At 34.2% G+C, this 21,812-nt stretch carries 23 protein-coding genes and 1 tRNA gene; 5 read left to right on the forward strand and 19 right to left on the reverse strand.

Annotation, left to right across the window (positions count from 1 at the left end; genetic code table 11):
- Positions 1 to 100: 100 nt before the first annotated feature.
- Positions 101 to 1,081, reverse strand: a complete 981-nt coding sequence (locus BUB96_RS05140) for an alpha-ketoacid dehydrogenase subunit beta (RefSeq protein WP_073297385.1) — start codon at positions 1,079 to 1,081, stop codon at positions 101 to 103.
- Between the two features lie 2 nt (positions 1,082 to 1,083).
- Positions 1,084 to 2,190, reverse strand: coding sequence for a pyruvate dehydrogenase (acetyl-transferring) E1 component subunit alpha (gene pdhA, locus BUB96_RS05145; protein ID WP_073297387.1), 1,107 nt, complete (start codon positions 2,188 to 2,190; stop codon positions 1,084 to 1,086).
- Between the two features lie 442 nt (positions 2,191 to 2,632).
- On the opposite strand from pdhA, the gene def reads away from it, so the two are divergent.
- Positions 2,633 to 3,199 carry a peptide deformylase gene (gene def, locus BUB96_RS05150; protein WP_073297389.1) on the forward strand — a complete coding sequence of 189 codons (567 nt, stop codon included), beginning with the start codon at positions 2,633 to 2,635 and terminating at the stop codon, positions 3,197 to 3,199.
- A gap of 90 nt (positions 3,200 to 3,289) precedes the next feature.
- On the opposite strand, the gene BUB96_RS05155 is transcribed toward def, so the two are convergent.
- Both BUB96_RS05155 and BUB96_RS05160 read right to left on the reverse strand, forming a co-directional pair.
- A complete protein-coding gene (locus tag BUB96_RS05155; protein WP_073297393.1) occupies positions 3,290 to 3,784 on the reverse strand; it encodes a thiol peroxidase in 495 nt (164 codons plus the stop codon).
- A gap of 92 nt (positions 3,785 to 3,876) precedes the next feature.
- Positions 3,877 to 4,908: an MBL fold metallo-hydrolase gene (locus BUB96_RS05160; protein WP_073297396.1), complete on the reverse strand. Its 1,032-nt coding sequence runs from the start codon at positions 4,906 to 4,908 to the stop codon at positions 3,877 to 3,879.
- Positions 4,909 to 5,050: 142 nt separating this feature from the next.
- Between BUB96_RS05160 and BUB96_RS05165 the strand changes: the two genes are divergently transcribed.
- Together BUB96_RS05165 and BUB96_RS05170 are read left to right on the forward strand one after the other, a co-directional pair.
- A complete protein-coding gene (locus BUB96_RS05165) occupies positions 5,051 to 5,791 on the forward strand; it encodes an alpha/beta fold hydrolase (protein WP_073297399.1) in 741 nt (246 codons plus the stop codon).
- Positions 5,792 to 6,059: 268 nt separating this feature from the next.
- On the forward strand, positions 6,060 to 6,317 hold the full coding sequence (locus BUB96_RS05170; protein ID WP_073297403.1) for a DUF2188 domain-containing protein: 258 nt from the start codon (positions 6,060 to 6,062) through the stop codon (positions 6,315 to 6,317).
- A gap of 64 nt (positions 6,318 to 6,381) precedes the next feature.
- Here the strand turns inward: BUB96_RS05170 and BUB96_RS05175 are convergent, their stop codons facing one another.
- From BUB96_RS05175 to BUB96_RS05210, 8 genes are all read right to left on the reverse strand, one after another.
- Positions 6,382 to 6,924, reverse strand: coding sequence for a GNAT family N-acetyltransferase (locus BUB96_RS05175; RefSeq protein WP_073297406.1), 543 nt, complete (start codon positions 6,922 to 6,924; stop codon positions 6,382 to 6,384).
- Between the two features lie 95 nt (positions 6,925 to 7,019).
- A complete protein-coding gene (locus BUB96_RS05180; RefSeq protein ID WP_073297409.1) occupies positions 7,020 to 7,448 on the reverse strand; it encodes an acyl-CoA thioesterase in 429 nt (142 codons plus the stop codon).
- 185 nt (positions 7,449 to 7,633) lie between these two features.
- Positions 7,634 to 8,536 carry a glutathione S-transferase C-terminal domain-containing protein gene (locus tag BUB96_RS05185; protein ID WP_143274282.1) on the reverse strand — a complete coding sequence of 301 codons (903 nt, stop codon included), beginning with the start codon at positions 8,534 to 8,536 and terminating at the stop codon, positions 7,634 to 7,636.
- A gap of 9 nt (positions 8,537 to 8,545) precedes the next feature.
- On the reverse strand, positions 8,546 to 9,904 hold the full coding sequence (locus tag BUB96_RS05190; RefSeq protein WP_073297418.1) for a class-II fumarase/aspartase family protein: 1,359 nt from the start codon (positions 9,902 to 9,904) through the stop codon (positions 8,546 to 8,548).
- A gap of 24 nt (positions 9,905 to 9,928) precedes the next feature.
- On the reverse strand, positions 9,929 to 10,618 hold the full coding sequence (locus tag BUB96_RS05195; RefSeq protein WP_073297421.1) for an amino acid ABC transporter permease: 690 nt from the start codon (positions 10,616 to 10,618) through the stop codon (positions 9,929 to 9,931).
- A 30-nt stretch (positions 10,619 to 10,648) separates the two neighbouring features.
- Positions 10,649 to 11,650 carry a substrate-binding periplasmic protein gene (locus BUB96_RS05200; protein WP_073297424.1) on the reverse strand — a complete coding sequence of 334 codons (1,002 nt, stop codon included), beginning with the start codon at positions 11,648 to 11,650 and terminating at the stop codon, positions 10,649 to 10,651.
- Positions 11,651 to 11,653: 3 nt separating this feature from the next.
- Positions 11,654 to 12,691: a lipoate--protein ligase gene (locus tag BUB96_RS05205; protein WP_073297428.1), complete on the reverse strand. Its 1,038-nt coding sequence runs from the start codon at positions 12,689 to 12,691 to the stop codon at positions 11,654 to 11,656.
- A gap of 29 nt (positions 12,692 to 12,720) precedes the next feature.
- Positions 12,721 to 13,077, reverse strand: a complete 357-nt coding sequence (locus tag BUB96_RS05210; RefSeq protein WP_073297432.1) for a glycine cleavage system H family protein — start codon at positions 13,075 to 13,077, stop codon at positions 12,721 to 12,723.
- Positions 13,078 to 13,492: 415 nt separating this feature from the next.
- Between BUB96_RS05210 and BUB96_RS05215 the strand changes: the two genes are divergently transcribed.
- Positions 13,493 to 14,956, forward strand: coding sequence for an FAD/NAD(P)-binding protein (locus tag BUB96_RS05215; RefSeq protein WP_073297437.1), 1,464 nt, complete (start codon positions 13,493 to 13,495; stop codon positions 14,954 to 14,956).
- 64 nt (positions 14,957 to 15,020) lie between these two features.
- Here BUB96_RS05215 and BUB96_RS05220 read toward each other — a convergent pair.
- From BUB96_RS05220 to BUB96_RS05230, 3 genes are all read right to left on the reverse strand, one after another.
- A tRNA-Ala gene (locus tag BUB96_RS05220) sits at positions 15,021 to 15,093 on the reverse strand.
- A 71-nt stretch (positions 15,094 to 15,164) separates the two neighbouring features.
- On the reverse strand, positions 15,165 to 16,001 hold the full coding sequence (locus tag BUB96_RS05225) for a Cof-type HAD-IIB family hydrolase (RefSeq protein ID WP_073297441.1): 837 nt from the start codon (positions 15,999 to 16,001) through the stop codon (positions 15,165 to 15,167).
- Positions 16,002 to 16,061: 60 nt separating this feature from the next.
- Positions 16,062 to 16,805, reverse strand: coding sequence for a DeoR/GlpR family DNA-binding transcription regulator (locus BUB96_RS05230; protein ID WP_073297444.1), 744 nt, complete (start codon positions 16,803 to 16,805; stop codon positions 16,062 to 16,064).
- Between the two features lie 360 nt (positions 16,806 to 17,165).
- Here BUB96_RS05230 and rnjA point away from each other — a divergent pair, with 360 nt between their 5' ends.
- A complete protein-coding gene (rnjA, locus tag BUB96_RS05235; RefSeq protein ID WP_073297447.1) occupies positions 17,166 to 18,842 on the forward strand; it encodes a ribonuclease J1 in 1,677 nt (558 codons plus the stop codon).
- Between the two features lie 69 nt (positions 18,843 to 18,911).
- On the opposite strand, the gene BUB96_RS05240 is transcribed toward rnjA, so the two are convergent.
- The 4 genes from BUB96_RS05240 to BUB96_RS05255 form a co-directional block, all read right to left on the reverse strand.
- Positions 18,912 to 19,544 (reverse strand): response regulator transcription factor, encoded by a 633-nt coding sequence (locus BUB96_RS05240; RefSeq protein ID WP_073297450.1) that lies wholly within the window; start codon positions 19,542 to 19,544, stop codon positions 18,912 to 18,914.
- A gap of 2 nt (positions 19,545 to 19,546) precedes the next feature.
- Complete coding sequence (locus BUB96_RS05245; RefSeq protein ID WP_073297453.1) at positions 19,547 to 20,602, reverse strand: sensor histidine kinase; 1,056 nt, start codon at positions 20,600 to 20,602, stop codon at positions 19,547 to 19,549.
- Positions 20,599 to 21,333 carry a cell wall-active antibiotics response protein LiaF gene (liaF, locus tag BUB96_RS05250; RefSeq protein ID WP_073297456.1) on the reverse strand — a complete coding sequence of 245 codons (735 nt, stop codon included), beginning with the start codon at positions 21,331 to 21,333 and terminating at the stop codon, positions 20,599 to 20,601. Before liaF ends, BUB96_RS05245 begins: the two co-directional genes overlap by 4 nt.
- Before the next feature lie 188 nt (positions 21,334 to 21,521).
- Positions 21,522 to 21,812 (reverse strand): group II intron maturase-specific domain-containing protein (locus BUB96_RS05255; RefSeq protein ID WP_073297462.1); only part of this gene is annotated, 291 nt, incomplete at its 5' end.

Consider the following 21,812-nt stretch of genomic DNA (forward strand, 5'->3'; position numbering starts at 1 on the left):
TTCATAAATAAATTTTGCTTCGAGAAATTGTTTCTTTTTTACAGTAAGTAAGAGATACAATGAAGTATCTCTTTACTCACGTATTATTTTTTAAATGCGATTAAAAATCCGCAGTCTCTTTAATAGCTTCTGTAATATCAGCAGCAGATGGTAACCATAGATTTTCCATTTGTGCAAATGGGAAAACAGTATCTGGAGCAGATACAAAAGAAATTGGAGCTTTCAATGAAAGAATTGAACGTTGAGAAATTTCAGAGATTACTGTGTTCCCAACTCCTGCTTGGCGTTGTGCTTCTTGAACAAACACCATACGTCCTGTTTTTTCAACTGAAGCGACAATTGTTTCGTAGTCTATTGGAGAAACAGTACGTAGATCAATTACTTCTACTGATAGATCTTCTTTTTCTAATTCTTCAGCTGCTTTTAGTGCTTCTCGAACCATATATCCATAAGCGACAACAGTAACGTCAGACCCTTCACGAGCTACATTTGCTTTACCTAGTTCAATTTCATATTGTTCTTCTGGAACTTCTTCACGGAATGAACGATATAATTTCATGTGCTCTAAGAAAACAACTGGATCATTGTCACGAATGGCTGCTGTTAATAGACCTTTTGCATCATAAGGATTTGAAGGAATAACTACTTTCAAGCCAGGTGCTTGAGCCATTAAGCCTTCTAAACTATCTGCATGCATTTCAGGTGTACGAACTCCACCACCAAATGGCGAACGGATAACAACAGGCATATCTAGGTGTCCACCCATACGGAAACGTTGACGAGAAATTTGCCCAACAACTGAATCCATAACTTCAAATACGAAACCAAAGAATTGAATCTCAGCAACTGGACGGAAGCCTTGAACTGATAAACCAAAGGCCATACCACCGATTGCAGATTCAGCTAGAGGTGTATCACTTACCCGTTCATCCCCATATTTTTCATGAAGACCTTCTGTTGCACGGAATACACCACCATTAACACCAACGTCTTCACCAAATACTAAGACCTTTTCATTTTTTTCCATTTCTTGATCTAAGGCCTGAGTAATTGCTGAAACCATATTAAGTTGTTGTGTCATGATTATTTACTCTCCTTTGCTTCGTATTTTTCAATTTGTTCTTGAATGTTTTGTCCAGGATTAGAATACATCCATTTCAAGCTATCAGAAACAGACATTTTTTCTACTTGGTCAGCTTCTTTTGCTGCTGCCAGGACTTCTTCTTGAACTTTTTCAATTAATTCTTCTTCGTGTTCTTCTGTCCATAATTCTTTTTCAGTTAGATAGTTACGGAAACGAATAAGTGGGTCTCGTTGTTCCCAGTAGTCAAATGATTCTTGTGAACGGTAACGAGTTGGATCATCTCCTGAAGTTGAATGTGGACCAAAACGGTTAGTAATTGTTTCAATCAATACAGGACCATTTCCAGCAACTGCCCAATCACGTGCAGCCTTTGTTACTGTATAAACAGCTAACGGATCCATACCATCTACTTGAATAGATGGAATACCTGCTGCTACACCCTTTTGTGCAAGTGTTTCTGCGGCAGTTTGTTTTTCTCGTGGAGTTGAGATTGCGTAACCATTATTTTGAATGACAAAAACAACAGGAGCTTTGTAACGGCTTGCGAAGTTAATTCCTTCATAAACGTCACCTTGAGAAGAGCCACCGTCTCCTGTATAAGTAATTGTTATTTCGTTTTCTTTACCAGCCAACTTTTGTCCCACAGCATTCCCCATTGCTTGGATATACTGAGCACCAATAATAATTTGTGGTGGGATAACATGTAAATCATCATCATAATGATTTCCTTCTACATGTCCTCGTGACCACAAGAAAGCTTTATAGATTGGTAATCCGTGCATAATTAGCTGAGGAATATCACGATAACCTGGATAAATCCAGTCCTGTTTTTCTAGAGCATAATGACTAGCAATTTGTGATGCTTCTTGTCCAGCAGTTGGAGCATAGAATCCAAGACGTCCTTGTCTTGACAATGCCATTGAACGGTCATGTAGTACTCTTGAAAATACCATTCTCTCCATTAATTCAACAAGTTCTTCATCAGATAATTCAGGAACTAAGCTCTTGTTTACAATTTTTCCATCTTTATCAAGAATCTGAACCATTGAGAATAGTTCACCATATGATTTGACCAATTTGTCAAAATCTAAAGGTTTTTTTGCCATTTGTAACCATACCTCTCCTTAAGTAAAATAAATGATTCACAAAATCATAGTTAGGTGACTATGTTTTTTATGACTTTTCACATTTAAAAATAACACTCATTTCACAAAAAATCAAGCTTTCTTCACCGCTTTAAATCAATTTTTTATTGGTTTTTAAGTGCTTTAGATTTCTTGTGATTTTTTTATTATGAAAGTGCTTTTTCACAATCATTTAAAACTCATTTAAGTAAAATGATAATTTGAAGCTTCTCCGTCTTTTTTTTTAAAAAAACCTTCCATTAAGACGAAATTATTAAAATCTAATGAAGGAGTAAGTGAAGTTCGTCGCAAGGAAATAATTATAATTATTTTTTAAAACTTTTTTGTAATATAAACTTTTATTGATACATTTCTAATCAATTATGTTAAAATAATAAAACGTACATGTATGAGAGGTGATTAAATGATTACAATGGATGATATAATAAGGGATGAACATCCTACTTTAAGAACAGTAGCAGAAGAAGTTTCTTTCCCATTAGATGATCAATTTAAAAATCTTGCATCCGATATGATTGAATTTTTAAAAAATAGTCAGGATGAAGAAATAGCTGAAAAATATGATTTACGAGCTGGAGTCGGTATTGCTGCTCCACAATTAAATATCTCTAAAAAGATATTAGCCGTTCATATTCCAGCTGAATTAGAAGGTTCAGAGCCACTTAGCTTGGTAATGATAAATCCTAAAATAATGAGCCATTCAGTCCAAAGAACGGCTTTGCAAGATGGTGAAGGATGTCTATCTGTTGATGAATTATACGAAGGGTTTGTGCCCCGTAATAAACGAATTACCGTTCAATATTACGATTTAGATGGCCAGAAAGTTAAGAAACGCTTTAAAGGATACCCTGCAATTGTTATCCAGCATGAGATTGACCATTTAAATGGCATTCTTTTTTATGACCATATTAACGAACAAGATCCATTTATGATTCCAGAAGATATGGATATTTTTGAAGAGGATGAGTAATTCCTATATTTTACAAAACAATAACTCCCTTGCCAGCCTATTGAGCTGACTAAGGGAGTTATTTTTTTTACTTAATAACAAATTAGTAACTTAGAGGTTATCAATAGCTTCTAATGTTGCATCGTAATTCGGTTCATCCGCAATTTCTTCCACAATTTGAACATACTGGATAATCCCTTTCGGATCTACTAAGAATACTGAACGAGCTAATCGTTCATCGCCACCCATATCAACACCTAAGCCATACGCTTTCCCAAATTCACGGTTTGCGTCAGATAAAGTCGTTAAATCTAAGTCATTTTCGTCATTCCATTGGTTAAATTCATCTACTGTATTACGGCTAACTGTCAAGTAGACGACATCTTTTTCTGCAAGTTCTTTAGAAAATCGTTTCGTTTGTAGTTCGCAGGTTCTCGTTTGTACATCGGGAACCACACTTATTACAACAGGTTGATTTCCAAAAAAACTTGATAGTTTTACTTCTTCGCCTTGACGATTCGTTAATGTTGCATCAGGTGCTCGTTCTCCGACTATGGGTTGTGTTCCTTTTACTTCTAATGGATCTCCTTTAAATGTTACTTGCATCTAAAAACATCCTTTCTTAAAGTAGTTGTTCTGTAGTTTTCCATCTTTAGTATATAAAGGATGTCTTAAGATAACAAAGGATTCGCATTGTACTACAAAGATTTAACCGATTCATCAGATTCTTTGTTAAAAGGTACAATCTCCTCTTCAAGTTTTGTAAACTTAAGTGATCCCTCTCCCATATCCATCTTCACGCAATTAGTATTGGCTAGATGATGCAAATGAGCCATTGTCTCTCCTGCCGCAAACCATTTTTGTGCTCTTGGAAACTCATCCCAATTATCGGCACGGATTCGCCAAGAAATATTTGTAGAAATCTCACGAACCGTATATTTTTTGCCAAAATCCATCGCATCTAATATTTCTTGTAATCTTTCATCATGATGCAAAATAAGCTCATCTATACGTCCATGAGGATTTGCAATTATTTTTCGGTGCGTGGCTAAAGCTAAATCGATTTCTAAATCTTTTAATGAATAAAGTGTTTCTATATAAGTATTTAAAATATCTGGATATTCAAAGCCCCAAAAAGTAATATTTGGTGTAATCGGATCTAAAATTGTGTCGGCACTTAATAAAATCTTTTTATCCTTATCATAAAATCCTAGATGTCCCGGCGTATGTCCACTTAAATCCAATATTTCAAAACAATAATCCCCTACAGCAAAATATTCGCCAATTTCTAGTTCAATATAATCAATCGTTCGTTCTAAACGGTGCTTATATCCAGGATTCTCATCCGTGATCAACTCATCTTCTTCCATCCCATATAATGGAATTAAAGCTTCTAAAGAGTCCCAATATTCTCGAGTAACCATTTCATTAATTAATTGTCCATCTACTTCTCCTGCATAGATTTTACAACCTGCACCCGCAAACAGGTTAACTAGTCCTACATGATCTGAATGCAAATGCGTGAGTATCACTTCAACTTCTTCTATAGATACATCTAAAGCCTTTAATCCATTTAGCAAATCTTCCTTTGATGCTTCTGCATTAAAACCTGTATCAAAGACAACTATTCGATTTTCTCCTTTAACAACATAAACATTTAAGGCTTTTAGTAGATTATTCGGTAAAGTAACTGGAAATGTGTAAATATCTTTCACTACTTCTTTTATCAAAATGTCTCCCCCTCTTTACTAAAGCGCTATCTTTTAATTATCATAGCGAGCCAGAGATTACAAAGTCAAATTAGTTCTTCTTATACATACCCTAAGTAGAAATTTGAGGTAAAATTAGGTATCCTATTAAAGAGGTGCAGAAATGAAATTATCTATAGAAGAATACACATTAGGAACCATTCCAATATTAGAAGTTGTTTCAGAACAAAACAAACACGAATCGTTGCCACTCATTATTTATTATCACGGATGGCAGTCTTCAAAAGAACTCACGTTAACACAGGGACGTTATTTAGCTCGAGAAGGTTTTCGAGTCATCTTGCCGGATGCCTTTAATCATGGAAAACGTAAAAATCCGATGACAGATATTCCTTCATTAACCTTCTGGCAAAGTATACATACCAATTTATTTGAATTTGGATATATTGTAGATTTTTTACAAAAAAAAGGACTTGCCGATGACAGAATCGGTGTAGGTGGTTTATCTATGGGTGGTATGACAACTACTGCTTTGCTCACACAACATCCCGAAATAGATGCTGCTGCTTGTGTAATGGGTACTCCAAAACTAGTTGCTTATCGAGAGCGTATTTTCAAGCATGCTAGCCAAATGGATCGCTTCTTTCCTCATGATTACAATCTTTTATTAAAATGGATTCCAGAATACGATTTATCCTTACAACCTGAAAAAATAGATGGACGCCCTCTTCTCTTTTGGCACGGCCGAGAAGATGTCGTTGTTCCCTATCAACATGTTGTAGAGTTTATAGCCGAACATGGAGACAAGGAAAATATTCAATTTATTGAAGAAGATGAAGCCCATCTTGTTCGTCCAGAGACCATGGAAAAAATCACGCAATTTTTTGTAGAGGCCATGCTTTAATCTCTTGCATGAATTTTATATAAAAAATGAAATCCACCGTATTAATAAATACGATGGATTTTTATATTTAAATTTGAAAAGATCCCCTTTCTAAAATTATATACATAATACGAAGAGGTTAGCAAAAATTTAGAAAGCAAAGATATTTAAGTTGACAGTTCAAAGGTAAAAATGGCTAAATAAGGTTAATAGATTGATTCTCATGTAAATAAATAATTGATCTAAGAAAAGCCTATGAAGTGAAGTTATTATACAAGGAGGATTGGAAATGGCAAAGCATGATGATGGACGAGGAAATTATTTCGAAAAAAGAGCGGGTACAGAAGATGCAAGATTCCATGTGGTTCCTGGTGATGAGAAGAAATGGGCAGTAAAAAAAGAAGGCGAAGAGGATCCTGTTTGTACAACAGATGATCGAAAAGAAGCAGTTGATGAAGCCGAAAAAAGAGCCAAAGAAGCTGGTACAAAAGTAATTATCCATAATGAGCATGGAAAAATTGAAAAACTAGATGAATACGATAAGTAAATCTTATTAAAATACAGAACTCAGACAAAAAAGCCAGAAGAAAATATCTGACTTTTTGTATCGATTAAGATATTTTTCGATCTTCCCATTCTTCACGTAAAAGACCCATCCTAATGGAGTCATAATAATGACCCTTATAATATCGCACTCTTCTTATTTTAGCTTCCATCTTCATTCCCAACTTTTCGCCAACTTGAATCATGCGTTTATTCCCTGACCATGTCGTGAATCCAACACGTTGTATGGGTAATGTATTAAATAAATGATTCATCCACATTTTTAAAGCACGAGTTCCTATCCCTTTTCCCCAATGATTTGATTGATAGAGAATAATTCCCATTTCTAACCATTTAGAAGGTTTATCTTCCCAATAATAAGAAACCATCCCAATAAAATGACCATTTACTTCAATCGCCCATCGAGATTCCTGGCCAACCCAATGATCTGTTTCTTTCATAAACTCTTCATATGATTTTGTAGTGTGAGGATAATAAGGAGCATCCCACTTTTTCCATTCAGGGGCTTCTTCTTTATAAACAAGCTCCCAAATATCCATTAAATCTTTTTCCGTTATAGGTCTAATCATTAATTCATTATCTCTATACATACAATTCCTTTCTTCGTTTGAATAAATATATTTTAGCATTTAAGGAGAAGAATACCTAAAAAAGAAGGACAATATAATCTATTTATTACTTTTCTCTATTTTTCTTTATGTATATCCCTCATGCGATTGAACAACTCAAATATAGATTTATGTTTTCTTTTCAAAGAGATTGGTCGATACGTTTCCTTATCTAAAAAAGCGTGTTTTGTCTCACCAACCGAACGTATTTCTTTTGTATCTATATCTCTTACTTCATAATGGATCGTTAATTTAACGCCTGTGAATTCTGTAATTTTTGCTTCGATCTCAACTGTCTCTCCAAAACGCACCATACTTTTGTATTCAGCATATGCAGACAAAACAGGTACAATAATCCCTTCATCTTCCATTTGAAAATAACTAAAGCCCATTTCATCCATTAAATAAGTCCGAGCTTCTTCAAACCATCGAATATAGTTTGAATGATGCACAATTTGCATTTGATCTGTTTCGTAATATTGAACTTTATGTTGCCAATTCATCATTTTATCCAATCCTTTTCCCTTATAATATTTTTTGAAATCACAATTATTATTATCTAAGAAATCAATATTACCATATATTTAATACTCATTTGATAAATGTCCTTATATTTTAGTATAGCAAATATAAGTTATACAAATGGATAACGATCAAAAAGGAACCCCCTAAAAAGGCGTTCCTTTGGTATTTATTTTTCTGAAAATGGAAAAACTTCTTCTAATGAAGGAATATCTTCAACAAAACCGTATTTTTTAATATTATGTTCTGATCGAAAATGTGTTTTTCTTATCTCATCAAAATACAAATCATCAAATATCTTAGGATGTTTTTTTAAAATTCTTTGAACATATTGTTCCAAAGAAGTCCATTCTTCTAATGATCGATCAAACACTTTAAACTGTTTAAAGTAAATTTGATGTCGAATCAAATTATGGAATAAACGAAAATCTGATTCTGTCAACTGATTGCCGTATAAATAATCCGTTTCTGATAAATAATTATTCAGTAAATCATAAGCCGTTTTAAGTTCTTTCATTCCACTTTTTTTATCTTCATCTGTTTTTGAAGCCACTTGATAAATTTTTAAATTCACGTTTTTATAAAGCCAGGCATTCCATTTTCTTAACATTTCTCGATACTCTATTGGAAATAGACTTTTATCTGCTTCGACATCTTTTATTTCATCCATTAGTTCTGCCATTAGCATACTCATATGATACGTATTATTTGAGATTATCTTTTTTTCTGATTGATCATATAAAAAAGGTTGTGTCGCTTTAATATCTTTAGGAAAATAATCCTGAATCGATGTCTCTTCAAAAATATCGTCTTCTGCATCAAATACCCAATTATCTCCTAATTTATAATAAGGCGATAAATGATGTTCTGTAATAGAATGATCTAGCTTATACCATTTAAAGACTGAGGTAATCCGATTAGCTCGTGGACAAGCAGGCAACCAAACATACTGTAAATCTCCTAATTGTATGAATTGCTGCAGCTCTTCTTTCGTCGTATGAATCGTGTGATTGAAAGAAAACTTTTCATTAAATTTTGTTAGATTTATTTGGTTAATTTTTTCAAGCAACATGATTCTCCTCTAAAATTTAAAATTCGCATAGTTATTCAATATTTCTTTCCCTAATTTTTCTGATTGTCCAACATAAGTATGAACGTTAAATAATTCATCTAATTCTTCATCTGATAAAGCTTTTTGAATAGCCTGATCTGCTCTTACATTTTCTTCAAATGATGTATTTTCTTCTCGACTCTCATTTCCAATGTTATAAATTAATTTGTGAGCGGCACTTTTCCCTATTTCTGAAGATAAAGCCATCATCAGCCGTTCAGAAACAAGCATTCCTTGTTCCGTGTGTAAGTTTCTTTCGATAGCCTCTAAATGGAAAGTTCCGTTTTGCATGGCCGCTGTTAAATAAGCAAATTGACCGGATAAATACATTGTAATTTCAGGAATGGCTACCCACTGGTTTCGCCATCCAATTGTATCTTTTTCATGAGAGACGAGCATTGATTGATACATCAAGTTCATTTCATTATGAATAAGATTTGCTAAATTATATACTGCTTCAGATAAATAAGGATTACGCATCGTGGGCATTGCTGTAGAACCTTGTCGTCCCTTCCCATAAGATTCATCGAATTCTTTTATTTCAGAGCGTGAGAGGTCAAACAAATTTTTGCCCATTTTCCCCATTACACCACTAAGCATCGCTAAGATATGCGTATACTCTACAAAACGACCTCTTTGGGTGTGCCAGCCAATTTTATCAAAAGATAGATGTAATTTTTCCGCTACTAATTCAGCCATTTCTAAGCCTTTGTCACCGTATCCTGCATAAGAACCGACTGCGCCTGATATCGCACTTGTAAACACGTAGTCTTCTGAGTCTTTCAATCGTTGATATAGATCCATTAATTCATTCAGGTAGATGGCTAATTTGTAACCATAATTAATAGGAATCGCATGGTTTCCATGTGCTCTACCTACTCCTACAACGTCACTTAATGCATTCGCTTTGGATGAAATGAGTCGCATAAGCTTTTTTAATCGCTTTAATGTATCTTCGTGTGCTTCTTTTAACTGTAAAACCATGCCTGTGTCTAGAATATCTTGTGTGGTCGAACCATAATGAAGATAACTTCCAGCATCATCTGGTAGAATATCTTCAAAATACTTCACAAAACCAGAAAGAAAATGTCCTGATTTCCCATAACTTAACCGCAATTTCCGCATATCTATATTTTCTACATTCACTTGTTCACGAATAATTTTTGCTTTATCTGCTGGTATAATTCCTAACTCTGCTTGTGCTTCTGCTAAAGTAATCTCAACTTCACAGATTTTTTCTAAACGATTCACATCGTTCCAAATGTTTCGCATACCAATAGCAGAAAATTCATTCTGCATCATTTCCATTCCTAGTGCTCCAGACCCCATGTATATTCTCCTATCGTAATTTCATTATTCCATTAAAAATTTCGCTAATAAATCTTCTCGTTCTTTATTGAAATAGAGATGAACTCTCTTTTGAATAAATGTCAAAATCGCAAAAAGGATTAAATAGAAAAAAGCTAATAACCCATAAATTAAAAAAGGGGCATAATAAAAATCAATAAACTGTTTACCTTCTAATAACATGTCAGATAAACCGATATTACTGACTAAAGATGTCATTTTGATGGTGGAAATAAAATGCCCTATTAAAGGAGAAATAATCGGTGGTATAGCTTGCGGAAGAATGATCCATCTAAAAACGGTAAACTTAGGTAAGCCGGAAGAAAGTCCCGCTTCCCATTGCCCTTGGTCTACTGCTTGGATTGCACCGCGAATCGTTTCTGACATAAAAGCTGCTCCAAAAAAAGTAAAAGCAATTAAAGCCGTCGTCCATGAAGAAAGTAAAATATTATATTCAGCTAAACCAAAAAATAGAAAATAAAGCAAAACAAGCATTGGAGTTCCACGTATTAACCAAACAACGTTTTTTGAGATAAAACGAAATAATCCAAACTTACTATAACGCATGATAATTAACACAATTCCAAACATCAATCCCGCTAGAGAGCTTAATATAGAGATAGGAATGGTCACAGTGACCATTCCTCTAAATATCGGAACGATGGCTTGACGAAGTATCATCAAATTTCTTTCCAAACCCTTGCTCCTTTCAACTTTTACAAATAATTAATCCCAAGAAATATTCGCTTGTTCTTTAAATGAATCGAACATTTCAGGAGCAACTGAAATATCTTCTCCTAAATATTTCTCATAAATTTCGCTGTAGTTTCCATTTTTTGTATGTTCTTCAATGGATTTATTTAACGCATTTAATAATTTTGGATTTCCTGCACTAATCGCCATTCCTACTGGATCAGGTCTTTCAAGTGTTTCATCTAAGACACGTAGTTTATCATTTGGATTATTTTGTAGTGTCCAAAGTATTGCGTTGTAATCCATCACATGGAAGTCTGCACGTCCTTGTTCTACCATTTTTCTTCCGTCTGTCGCTGTTGTAACCGGGAAAAAATCTAACGCTCCAGCTTCTTTAGCTGCATCTCCTGTTGATCCTGTCGCACTTTGGGCAGCAATTAAGCCATTTAAATCTTCTACTGTTTCAATATCACTCTCTGCATTTACCCATACACCAAATACCGAGTTTAAATAAGGCAAGGTAAAGTCATGTTCTGCTGCACGTTCAGGAGTTCGTCCATGATTATTTAATGCCACATCAATACTCTCAGGATGATCAACATTTAAATCCGTTGCTGGAACTAGTGATTGGAAAGACATCGTCACAAATTCTGCTTCTACACCTAAGTCTTCAGCAATTAAATGTGCAATATCCGTTTCAAAACCAGTAAATTCACCTGTTTCTGGATCTTTAAAGTTGTAAGGTGCAAAGCCACCAGAATAACCAAACTTAATCACACCACGTTCTAAAATCGTATCTAAACGATCTTCGCCCTCGCCTTCTTCCGCTGTTAAAGCGTCGATATCTTCATCAGAAAATTCAATAATTGCTTCTTTTTCAGTCGCTTTTGTTCCACCTTGTACTGTTTGTGTATTTTCTACCTCTTCATTTGCTGCTGAATCTCTTCTGTCTTCACTTTCAGTTCCTTCAGCACCACATGCTGCTAAAATAAGGGTTGTTGCAGTAAATAAACCCATCTTTTTAAATCTATTCATTTTTTATTCTTCCTCTTCTTCATCAAAAATTAATGTTAATAATTGTTCTACCGTTAAATCTGAAAGAATCTTCTCTAAATCATGTTTCATTAAGACTTCTTCTATTTGAGACGGTTGAAATTCTTTTCCTTCCAAATCTATTGTCAGTCGATTGAAATCTTCTTTCGCAAAAAAATCACCAAGTATTTGACTACGCGTAATTTTCCCATCTTCTATATCCGCATAAAATTCAAAGGTACCCTGTTTAAATCTTCTTGTATTCTTTAGTTCAAAATCTGAACGATTTCCCCAATTCCACTCAGGATTATTAAAAGTTTCATCCGCAATTTTATCAATTTGTTCCCAATCTTCATCTGTTAAGACGTAAGTTTTTACTTGATCAATAGTCTCTACATCAAATATATGACAGACAATATAATCTCGAAATTCACTGGTTGACCATTCACTATAGGGATAATCTAAATGTTCTTTAACATTCGTCATTCTTCCCTTTACCGATTTCGTCCTGTGAGCTTTTAATTTTCGTTTGTTTGGCTTCAAAACCTTTTCAGCCACTTCCTTATTTAAGTCATATGAAATGGTCGCTCCAAACATAAAATGTTCTTTTGTCGAATAAAAAGAAGTCCCTGAGAATTTTTGATCACCAATTTGTAAATCATTTCTACCCGATGCTTGAACATTTTCTACACCTAAAGCAGATATAGCTTCTAAAATAGGTTTTGAATATTCTACAAAATGCTTCTGTCCTGAGCCTTCACTAGGTCCCGTAAGCATAAACATAATATTCCCCATATCGTGATAGACCGCCCCACCTCCAGATAAGCGTCTCAATAAGAAAATATTATTTTCTTCTAAATACCGCTGATCAACTTCAGCATATGCATTTTGATAGCGCCCTACCATTACTGTCGGCTTATGAATACTAAAGAAAACAGCCGGCTCATCTAAATCTAAATGATTTACAATATAGTTAGAGGTTGCTGTGTTTATTTTGGAATCATGAATCTCTTTGCCATTTCTCTCATTTAATATATAGTACAAATTGTCCTATCCTTTCAATTAAATATGAATTACTCTTCGATAGGTAAATCTTCTTTCAAGTAATCCTCTTTATCAAAATTTTCTACAGATACTTCAATGATCCAATTTAACTCGTCATCTTCTTCGTTTAAATTCTCTGGAACAGATAACAATTCTTCATTAAATGTAATAACTTCTCCAGTAAGTGGAGCTTCCATTTCTGTGACAGCCTTTGCTGCTTCAATCGAACAGAATGATTCTCCTTCAGTGACCGTATCAATAGGGAAAGGATCAAAGAAACTAACCTCCCCTAAATCATCTTGTCCTTTTGATGACAAACCAATTCTGATTTTTCCAGTTTCAAATTCAATTAACCATAAGCCTGTTTCTGTAAATACTTTATTCACTTAAAATCCTCCAATTTCTATATAAATACTTTTTCAGCAAGCAGTCTCATTATACGTACAGGAATCTTACTTTCAATTTTTCGGAGGTTTTTTAACCGATTGCAAAAAATCCTTAAATAGAAATGATTGATTTGTAGCCATTTTCTTACTGAATTAAAAACAATTTAGTTTTTCTATCTTTGGTCAATTAAAAAAGAAGAAACGACATAATTAACATTTCTTCTTTCGGTTCAATTATCCAATTAACTTAAATACTCATTGGTAACTACATCTCTAACTTTTATTTATGTGTCATCCATATCTACATCTTAGAAAAGTTATGAATAGTAGTTGAGTAATCACAAGCATAACTTTAACAATAAATTGCTTTCATGATAAACTAATGAATAAGTACAAAGAGAAATGGTGATTATGAATGAAAATAGCGATTGTCGGTTTTGGTATAAGTGGAGCGGCTTTGTTAATGTCTCTAAAAAGTTCAGGGAAATTAGACACTGATATACAAGTCGATATTTTTGATCCAAAGGATGAGCCCGCTGTTGGTTTAGCTTATGGAAAAGACGATACTCATCTTCTACTAAATGCCTTTCCAACCGCAATGTCTATCAATCCTGAAGATAAATTTGAATTTTCAAAATGGCTGACGCGTCATTACCCAGAATATGATGCAAAAGTAGATTTAGTGCCTCGAACCATTTTTGGAGAATATGCCAAAGAAAGAATCATTCCTGTATTAGAAGAAGAAAATGTTACCCATTATAAAAAAGAAATAATAGACACTCTTGTAGTAAAAGAAAATTCCGCTACTGTCTATCAACTAACAGACTCTGATGGAAAACCGCATGGTTCTTATAATTATCTCTTTTTAGCACTGGGAACTCCCTCCTACCAAGATTTTTATAATCTACAGGGTCTTAAAAATTATATACATAATCCTTATCCAGTTGTCGAAAAACTAAATCATATCAACAAAGAAACAAGAGTTGCAATTATTGGATCCGGACTAACTGCTTTTGATTTAGTGAACTACCTTAGCCATGAAAAAGATTTGAAATATCCAATGGGCATTTTTACGATTATTCCTTACTTTAATTCCCTGCGAGTCCCTCCTTATCAAGGACCTGCGCTTGAATATTCTTTAGACAAAAATTGGATTGAAAAAGAACGGCATAAAAACAAAGGAGTCATTCCCTTAAATCGGATGGTCAAAGTGATTGGTAAGGATTTAAAAGCGAATCATATTGACCTAGCAGCTATTCGTGAAAAATATGATCCTACTGATTTAAAGGGTACTTATCGTACTTATTTTGGACAAGACCATCCTGAGCTTTCAAAACTTCAAGGCTATATTGCTCTTTTATCTGGGAATTTAGGTGATCTTTATATGTCCTTATCTAGGAAAGATCAAGCCCGCTACCATTCAGATTATGCTGCAATCTTTAGCCACTACCAAGTTCGATTAGCACCTGATGCTGTGTCAAATATGTATCAACTCATGACTCAAGATCAGCTTTTTATTGAACCTGATTTGATGGAGATTAAAAAGCATGAAAATTTTATGTTGAAGAGCGCAAGTGGTAAGTCTTATCAAGCAGATGTTGTTATTAATGCTTCTGGTTTTGATTTCAATACTGATCAGATTGGCGATGATAACCCTCTCCTTGCAAGACTTTTAGACAAAGGATTTCTTTTAGATAAAGATAAAAGAGGTCTCCTAGTCACTTGGCCAGAAAGTCAAGTCATTAGTCAATTATACGGTCAACTTGATACTTGCTTTTATATTGGACCATGGTTATCCAATACCCATTATGGAAATAACAACGTTAAAGCCCTTGTTGATAAAGCAAATGAAATTGTTAAAAATTATATAAAAATTTAGACAATAAAAATAAGCTAGAAGTTATTTAAGTTCAAACTTCTAGCTTATTTTGTATTCATATAAATGGAAGTAGACGGGCTTGAACCGACGACCTCTTCACTGCCAGCGAAGCGCTCTCCCAACTGAGCTATACCCCCCGATAATGTTGATTTTGCATCAACATTAGTAGTATACAATATTGTTAAACATAATTCTAGCTTTTTTGAACTTATTTTTTATATTGCTCCATAAATTCTAAAGAACCTTTTTTAATCAACTCTTCTAGGATATCTAATACGGCTTGATCTTCATTCGAACCAATTTCATAATTGGAAATTTCTTTTAACTTATCATCCGCATTGGATAAGGCTACTGAGTATTTTGCATGCTCTACCATACTCGCATCATTTTGGCTATCTCCAAAAACCATTGTTTCTTCAGGTTTAGCATTATATTTCTCTTGTAATGCCTGAATAGCTGATCCTTTACCGCCATGGATATCAAAAATATCAAACCAGCCTCCACCACTACTAACCGCATTAAAGGTTGAAAATTCATCAGTTATTTTTTGAGCATTTTTCTTTATCTCTTCCAAAGAAGAAGGCATATGATTGGCAATTTTTACAATTTCATCCATCTTTATTTCATCTAGAGAATCCACAATTTGTAAATTTCCATAATAACTTAAAATATAGTCTTCATACTCTTTATTTATACCTGTTGAATAAGAATGAACCCCATCACAATAAATACTGCTAATATTGTCCATTTCACTTAATTTTTTAGCCACTTCCCATATTTCTGGATAATCAACCACGGCTTTATGAAGAACTTCTTCTTTTTTAACAATATAGTTTCCGTTATCTCCAGCAAAATATAGATCCTCATGATTCATATGCGAAAAGTACTCATCCAGTCTTGGATATGAATTTCCTGAAGCAATAACGGTTGTAATCCCTTGTTCTTTGAGTTCTTCATATACTTTTTTAAATCTTTCTTCATCATACGTCTTATTTTCTCGAAGAAGAGTATCGTCCATATCGATTCCAATTAATTTTAATTCCATAGTTCCTCCTGCGTTCTTAATTCATTTTATTTTATCTTCTGTTAGTGTAACATTTAACGACTAAACTGTAATCACCTGAATATGGTGATGGTTCAAAAAGTGTTTATCCTCCATACGAATACCTGAATCTGTGTACACTTTTGTAACTTCTGAAAACTGAAACTCTGTAACGGTTCCTTTCGCATCAAACTTACTAGAATCCGTTAAAATAATAACATTTTCAGCTTGTTCGGCCATCATTCTAGCCGTTTCTGAGCGACGAAGATCTACGCTTGTAAAACCTCTTTTTTCATCTACCCCATCAATTCCAATAAAAAGTTTATCGACATAGAATTGATTAATGGCTAGCTCCGTTAAAACACCAATATTAACTTGTGATTTTTTCTGATATTCGCCACCTAACAAAATAACATTGACACTCTCACTATTTCTTACATAGCCAGCAATAAAGCTGGAATTTGTTATGATTGTTACATTCTTACGATTAAAAGCTAACTCTTCTGCTAATAAAGCACAGGTGGAACCTGATTCAATCAGAACGGTTTCGTTGTCTTCTACTTCCATGGCGGCTTCTTTTGCTATTTTCCGCTTTAATTCATAATTAATGGCTAAACGATAATTTAAATCATCTTCACTATTTAATACCGCATAACCATGTACTCGATGTAAAATTCCTCTGGATTCTAATTTATCTAAATCTTTTCGAATCGTTACTTTCGAAACTTCAAGTTTTTTCGATAATTCATTAACTTCAATTTTTTTATGTTCACTTACTATTTCAACGATTTTTTCTTGTCGACTCATTGGTCCACCTCTTTTCTCATTTATTGTACCAAGTAAAACGTAATTAATCTACTTACGTTCGAAACATTTTTCTGTTTCTTTCTGCTTTCTTCATTCATTTCCCGAAGGGGAAACGGTTTCAATGGTTTGTTGCTATACTTAAGTATTTTTCTATGCTAAAATAATTCTAACATTGCGTACTGACGCATTTAAGAGAACGGAAAGACGTACATAATATTTAAGCAAAGTTGCACGCAGATAGAGACAAGGGATGAGACTGCTTAATTTGTTTAAATAACGTGTGTTTAGATATAAGTTTTTGAATAGATGCCAGATTACGAAATTTATAAATTATAAACAGAAAGAGGAGTATATATCCGAATGAAACCGAATATAAATAATAACGAGGTTGCAGTATTTGGCCTAGGTGGTCTTGATGAAATCGGGAAAAACACTTATGGCGTGCAGTTTCAAGATGAGTTAATTATCATCGATGCTGGAATTAAATTTCCTGAAGATGATTTATTAGGGATTGATTATGTTATCCCTGATTACAGCTATTTAGTAGAGAATAAAGATAAGATTAAAGGCTTATTTATTACACATAATCATGAAGACCATATTGGTGGGGTTCCTTATTTATTAAAGCAATTAAATGTTCCCATTTACGGAAGTAAGCTTGCCCTAGCCATGATTCGAAATAAATTGAGCGAACATCATTTATTAAGAGATGCGAAGTTGCATGAAGTAACAGAAGATTCTATTATTAAATTCCGTAAATTGTCTGTAGAATTTTTCCATACGAATCATAGTGTGGCAGAATCATTTGGTATTGCCGTAAACACACCTTATGGATATGTTGTACAGACTGGAGATTTCAAGTTTGATTTCACACCTCCTTTTGGAAAAGATGCAAATTTACAAAAAATGGCGCGAATTGGTGAAGAAGGAGTAATTACCCTTCTATCCGATAGTACCAACGCTGAAATAGCTGGTTTTACAAATTCAGAAGAAGTTGTTAGTGAATCGATTATGAGTTTAGTAGAAAATATTGAAGGACGCATTATCTTTGCTTCTTTTGCCTCTAACTTATCTCGTATTCAACAAGTTATACGAGCGGCGCGTTTATCTGGTCGGAAAGTAGCCATTTTTGGACGTAGTATGGTGAATGGAATTAATGTAGGGATTGAGTTAGGCTATATTAAAGAAGATCCCGAAATATTTATTGAGCCGAATGAAATTAATAAATATAAGCCAAACGAGGTCTTACTTTTATGTACAGGTTCTCAAGGGGAACCAATGGCAGCCTTAAGCCGTATCGCGAATGGGACTCACCGACAAATTTCAATTATCCCTGGAGATACCGTAATTTTTTCTAGCTCACCTATTCCAGGAAATACAAATTCTGTAAATAGTCTGATTGACCGTTTACTTGAAGCAGGCGCTCGAATTGTTCACGGTAAAGTAAACAACATCCATACTTCTGGGCATGGTGCTCAACAAGAGCTAAAATTAATGCTGCGTTTAATGAAACCAAAATTCTTTGTTCCTATCCATGGTGAACGTCGTATGCAGCATGAACATGTAGACCTAGCGATAAAAACAGGTGTAGATCCTGACCACTGTTTTATTTTAGACAACGGCGAGATTTTAGCCTTTACAGGCCAGGAAGCTCGACGTGCAGGTGAATTTCCTGCTGATGATGTCTATATTGATGGAAGTGGAATTGGGGATATTGGGAATGTTGTATTGCGTGATCGCCGTATTCTTTCAGATAGCGGACTTGTAGTCGTTGTTGCAACAATAGATACAGAGAAGAGACAAATTTTAGCTGGTCCAGATATTATTTCACGTGGATTTATTTATATGCGAGAATCTGGTGATTTAATCCATAAGGCACAACGAATTGCTCAACAAAGTATTCAACGTTCCTTTAACTATAGTCAGATCAATGAATACAAAATGCGTAATGATTTAATTGAAGATTTACGTCAATTCTTATATGCAGAGACCGAACGCCGCCCAATGGTGTTACCGGTCATATTAACCCAAGATTAAATATAAACACAAAACCACTAATTCCAAAAAAGGAGTTAGTGGTTTTTTACTTTCTATTTTATATAAAGCTTAATTGATCAGTCCATGCTTAAAAGCATAAATCGTTGCTTGTGTACGGTCAGAAACTTCGAGCTTTGATAAAATATTTGAAACATGTGTCTTCACTGTTTTTAACGTAATAAACAATTTATCCGCAATTTCTTGATTCGATAAACCATCCGCAATTAAATGCAAGACCTCTAATTCACGACTCGTCAAGTCTTCATGTAATCGACGCCTGTCCCCGTTTTTTTCAATTTCTTCTAATTTTTCTGAAACTGCCTCTTCGATAATAGCTTCTCCCGAGTATGTACGTCTTATGGCTTTCGCAATATCACTTGCTGAGGATGTTTTTAATAAATAACCACTAGCGCCAGCTTCCATCGCAGGATATACTTTTTCATCATCTAAAAAACTGGTCAAAATTAAAATTTTAGCTTCTGGCCATTCTTTCAAAATAACTTCCGTCGCTTCAATACCATCCATCGTGTCCATAACTAAATCCATCAAAATGACATCCGGATAATCCTTTAAAGCCATTTTTACCCCTTCAGCTCCATTTTCCGCTTCGCCAATGACTTCAATATCCTCTAAAACTGAGAAATAAGAAGTAAGGCCTAAACGGACCATCTCATGATCATCTACAATTAATAATTTTATCATCGCTATCCTCCCGTAATTAACGGTATTCGAATTTCAACACTTGTTCCTTGATTAGGAAAAGAAATAATTCGAACATTCCCGCCTAAGCCTGCCATACGTTCTTTTATATTGCGTAAACCAAATCCACTATCTTTTTTCTGTTCCATGTCAAAACCTTTTCCATCATCAACAAAGCGTAACTGGTAAGAATCCCTTGTTTTCTTTAAATAAACTTCTAATTCAGAAGCTTGTGAATGACGTAAAACATTCGATAAAAGTTCTTGAACGATTCGAAACAAATGATCTTCCACAACTTCTGTAAGCTTCACATCTTCAATTTCATGAGAAATACTGATGGGAACTTTCGATTCCAGTTCACTCAGTAATTGTTCAATTCCCTCTTTTAAGGATTTACCATCTAATTTTATAGGCCGTAGATGTAAAAGTAAAGCCCGCATTTCTGACTGAGCATCGCCAATAATCTCTCCAATCATCGTAATTTGAGGTTTAAATGCCTCAGGAAGTAACTCTTTATTTTCTTGAATCGTTGAAAGAAGCATGGCAGCTGCAAATAGTTGCTGACTTACTGAATCATGTAATTCCCGAGCAATCCGATGTCTTTCACCTTCCAATATTTCTTCACGAGTTTCTTCGCTGATCGTAGAAGCTTGTTGGGATACACTAACCGCCTCTTCGGAAATGAGAATCATTTTTTCGTGTAATTTAAGAATTTCACGATCGATCACTTTATTAACTTGCACAGGAGTCTCTTCAGAAAACATCTGTAGAAATATTTTTGCTGAATACTGGCCTTCATTCAACATACGCAAGGCATTCTCAATTTTTTTCATTTTTCGACGATCTTTAATCTTAAAATACGAAAGAACTAAAAAAGCTGTTATAAATGAAAATATAACTAAATATAAAATAAGCGGTAAATTTGTGATTCTTCGTTCTAAGAAAATATCACTCCATTTTTCATCCGTAAAATTTAGCATAACAAAAAAGATTAAGGCATTGTAGATAGCAAAAGAAGATATGAAGCAGAGACTAAAATCTTTTAGTGTCTTGCTTTTCATAAAAACACCACCTCTACTTCTCCAATCAATATATTAGCCATAACTTTTACTTTTCTCGTATTTGTATAATAAGTATTTGAATACCAGTGGAGTGTTTCGTTTTTTAGGTCAATTTCTTCCTCTCCAACAAAAACCTTTCCTATCAGCATGCTAGTATTCAAAGAAATAGCCACACCTTCTGGTACAAGAATCTTTATCTTTCCGATACCTTGTCTTACCAGAATAATATTTGTTTCTTTGGGTAATAAAGTATTTCCTAAATCAAAGACCGTGTTCCCAATGACCTTTGTAAAATTTATATCTTCCCAACTATAAATATCCTCTTCTGTTTCTCTATTTTCTCCAATCCATTGATTCCGAGAGACTTTAAAGGTCGAATTATTTGTTTGTTCAAAATCGACCATTACAAAGTCATTTTGATTCTTTAACGTTTTCTTACCCGTTAATAGCTCACGAATAAGTTGATAAATCTCCGGATTTTCTCCGATAAATAATAATAGACCGACTACAATAAAGGCTAATATCATTCGATTAGAAAATAGTGCAAGTAAAATTGTAAAAACACCAATTATAAATAGAGTATTTTGATTTTTTCGGGAGGTTCGATCTTTTAACAATAAACTCCCAATACCAATAGCCAGCATAATAATAGAAAAACGATTATTAAATAACTCATAGACCATCAGTAAGCCAAGTATTCCTAATATCATAATTAACCAACGTTTATTCAAAATATCACCTCTTAGCTATAGATTCTTCCCCATAAGTATAATCAATTTCCCCTCTACATGCATTAGAAAATGATAAAATCAGCCTCAAGACCTAATCGAGTAGGAGGTAAATAATTAATTTATTTACCGACCCCTCACACCACCGTACGTACGGTTCCGTATACGGCGGTTCAATAATTTAAATATCTTTAACGCTCGTACAGGTAGATTAAATCTTTTAATCCCCACTGTACGAGTCTTTTATTTGTTATAGCACGGTGTAAAGTCATTGTTTTTGAAAGTCGCCAGTAAGCCTTTCGGCTCCCAGCCATTTTGAGTGATTCGTCATGGTCAATTCCCAGTCTTTTCAACCGTTGGTATCGAGTGGAAACTTTCTTCCATCTTTTCCAAATCAGTTGTCTTAATCGATGATTCAGCCATGATTTAATCTCCGTCATAAAAGATTTCATAAAGGCAATCTTGTAGTAATTTATCCAGCC

Source organism: Atopostipes suicloacalis DSM 15692 (genome assembly GCF_900129085.1).
Classification (GTDB): domain Bacteria; phylum Bacillota; class Bacilli; order Lactobacillales; family Carnobacteriaceae_A; genus Atopostipes; species Atopostipes suicloacalis.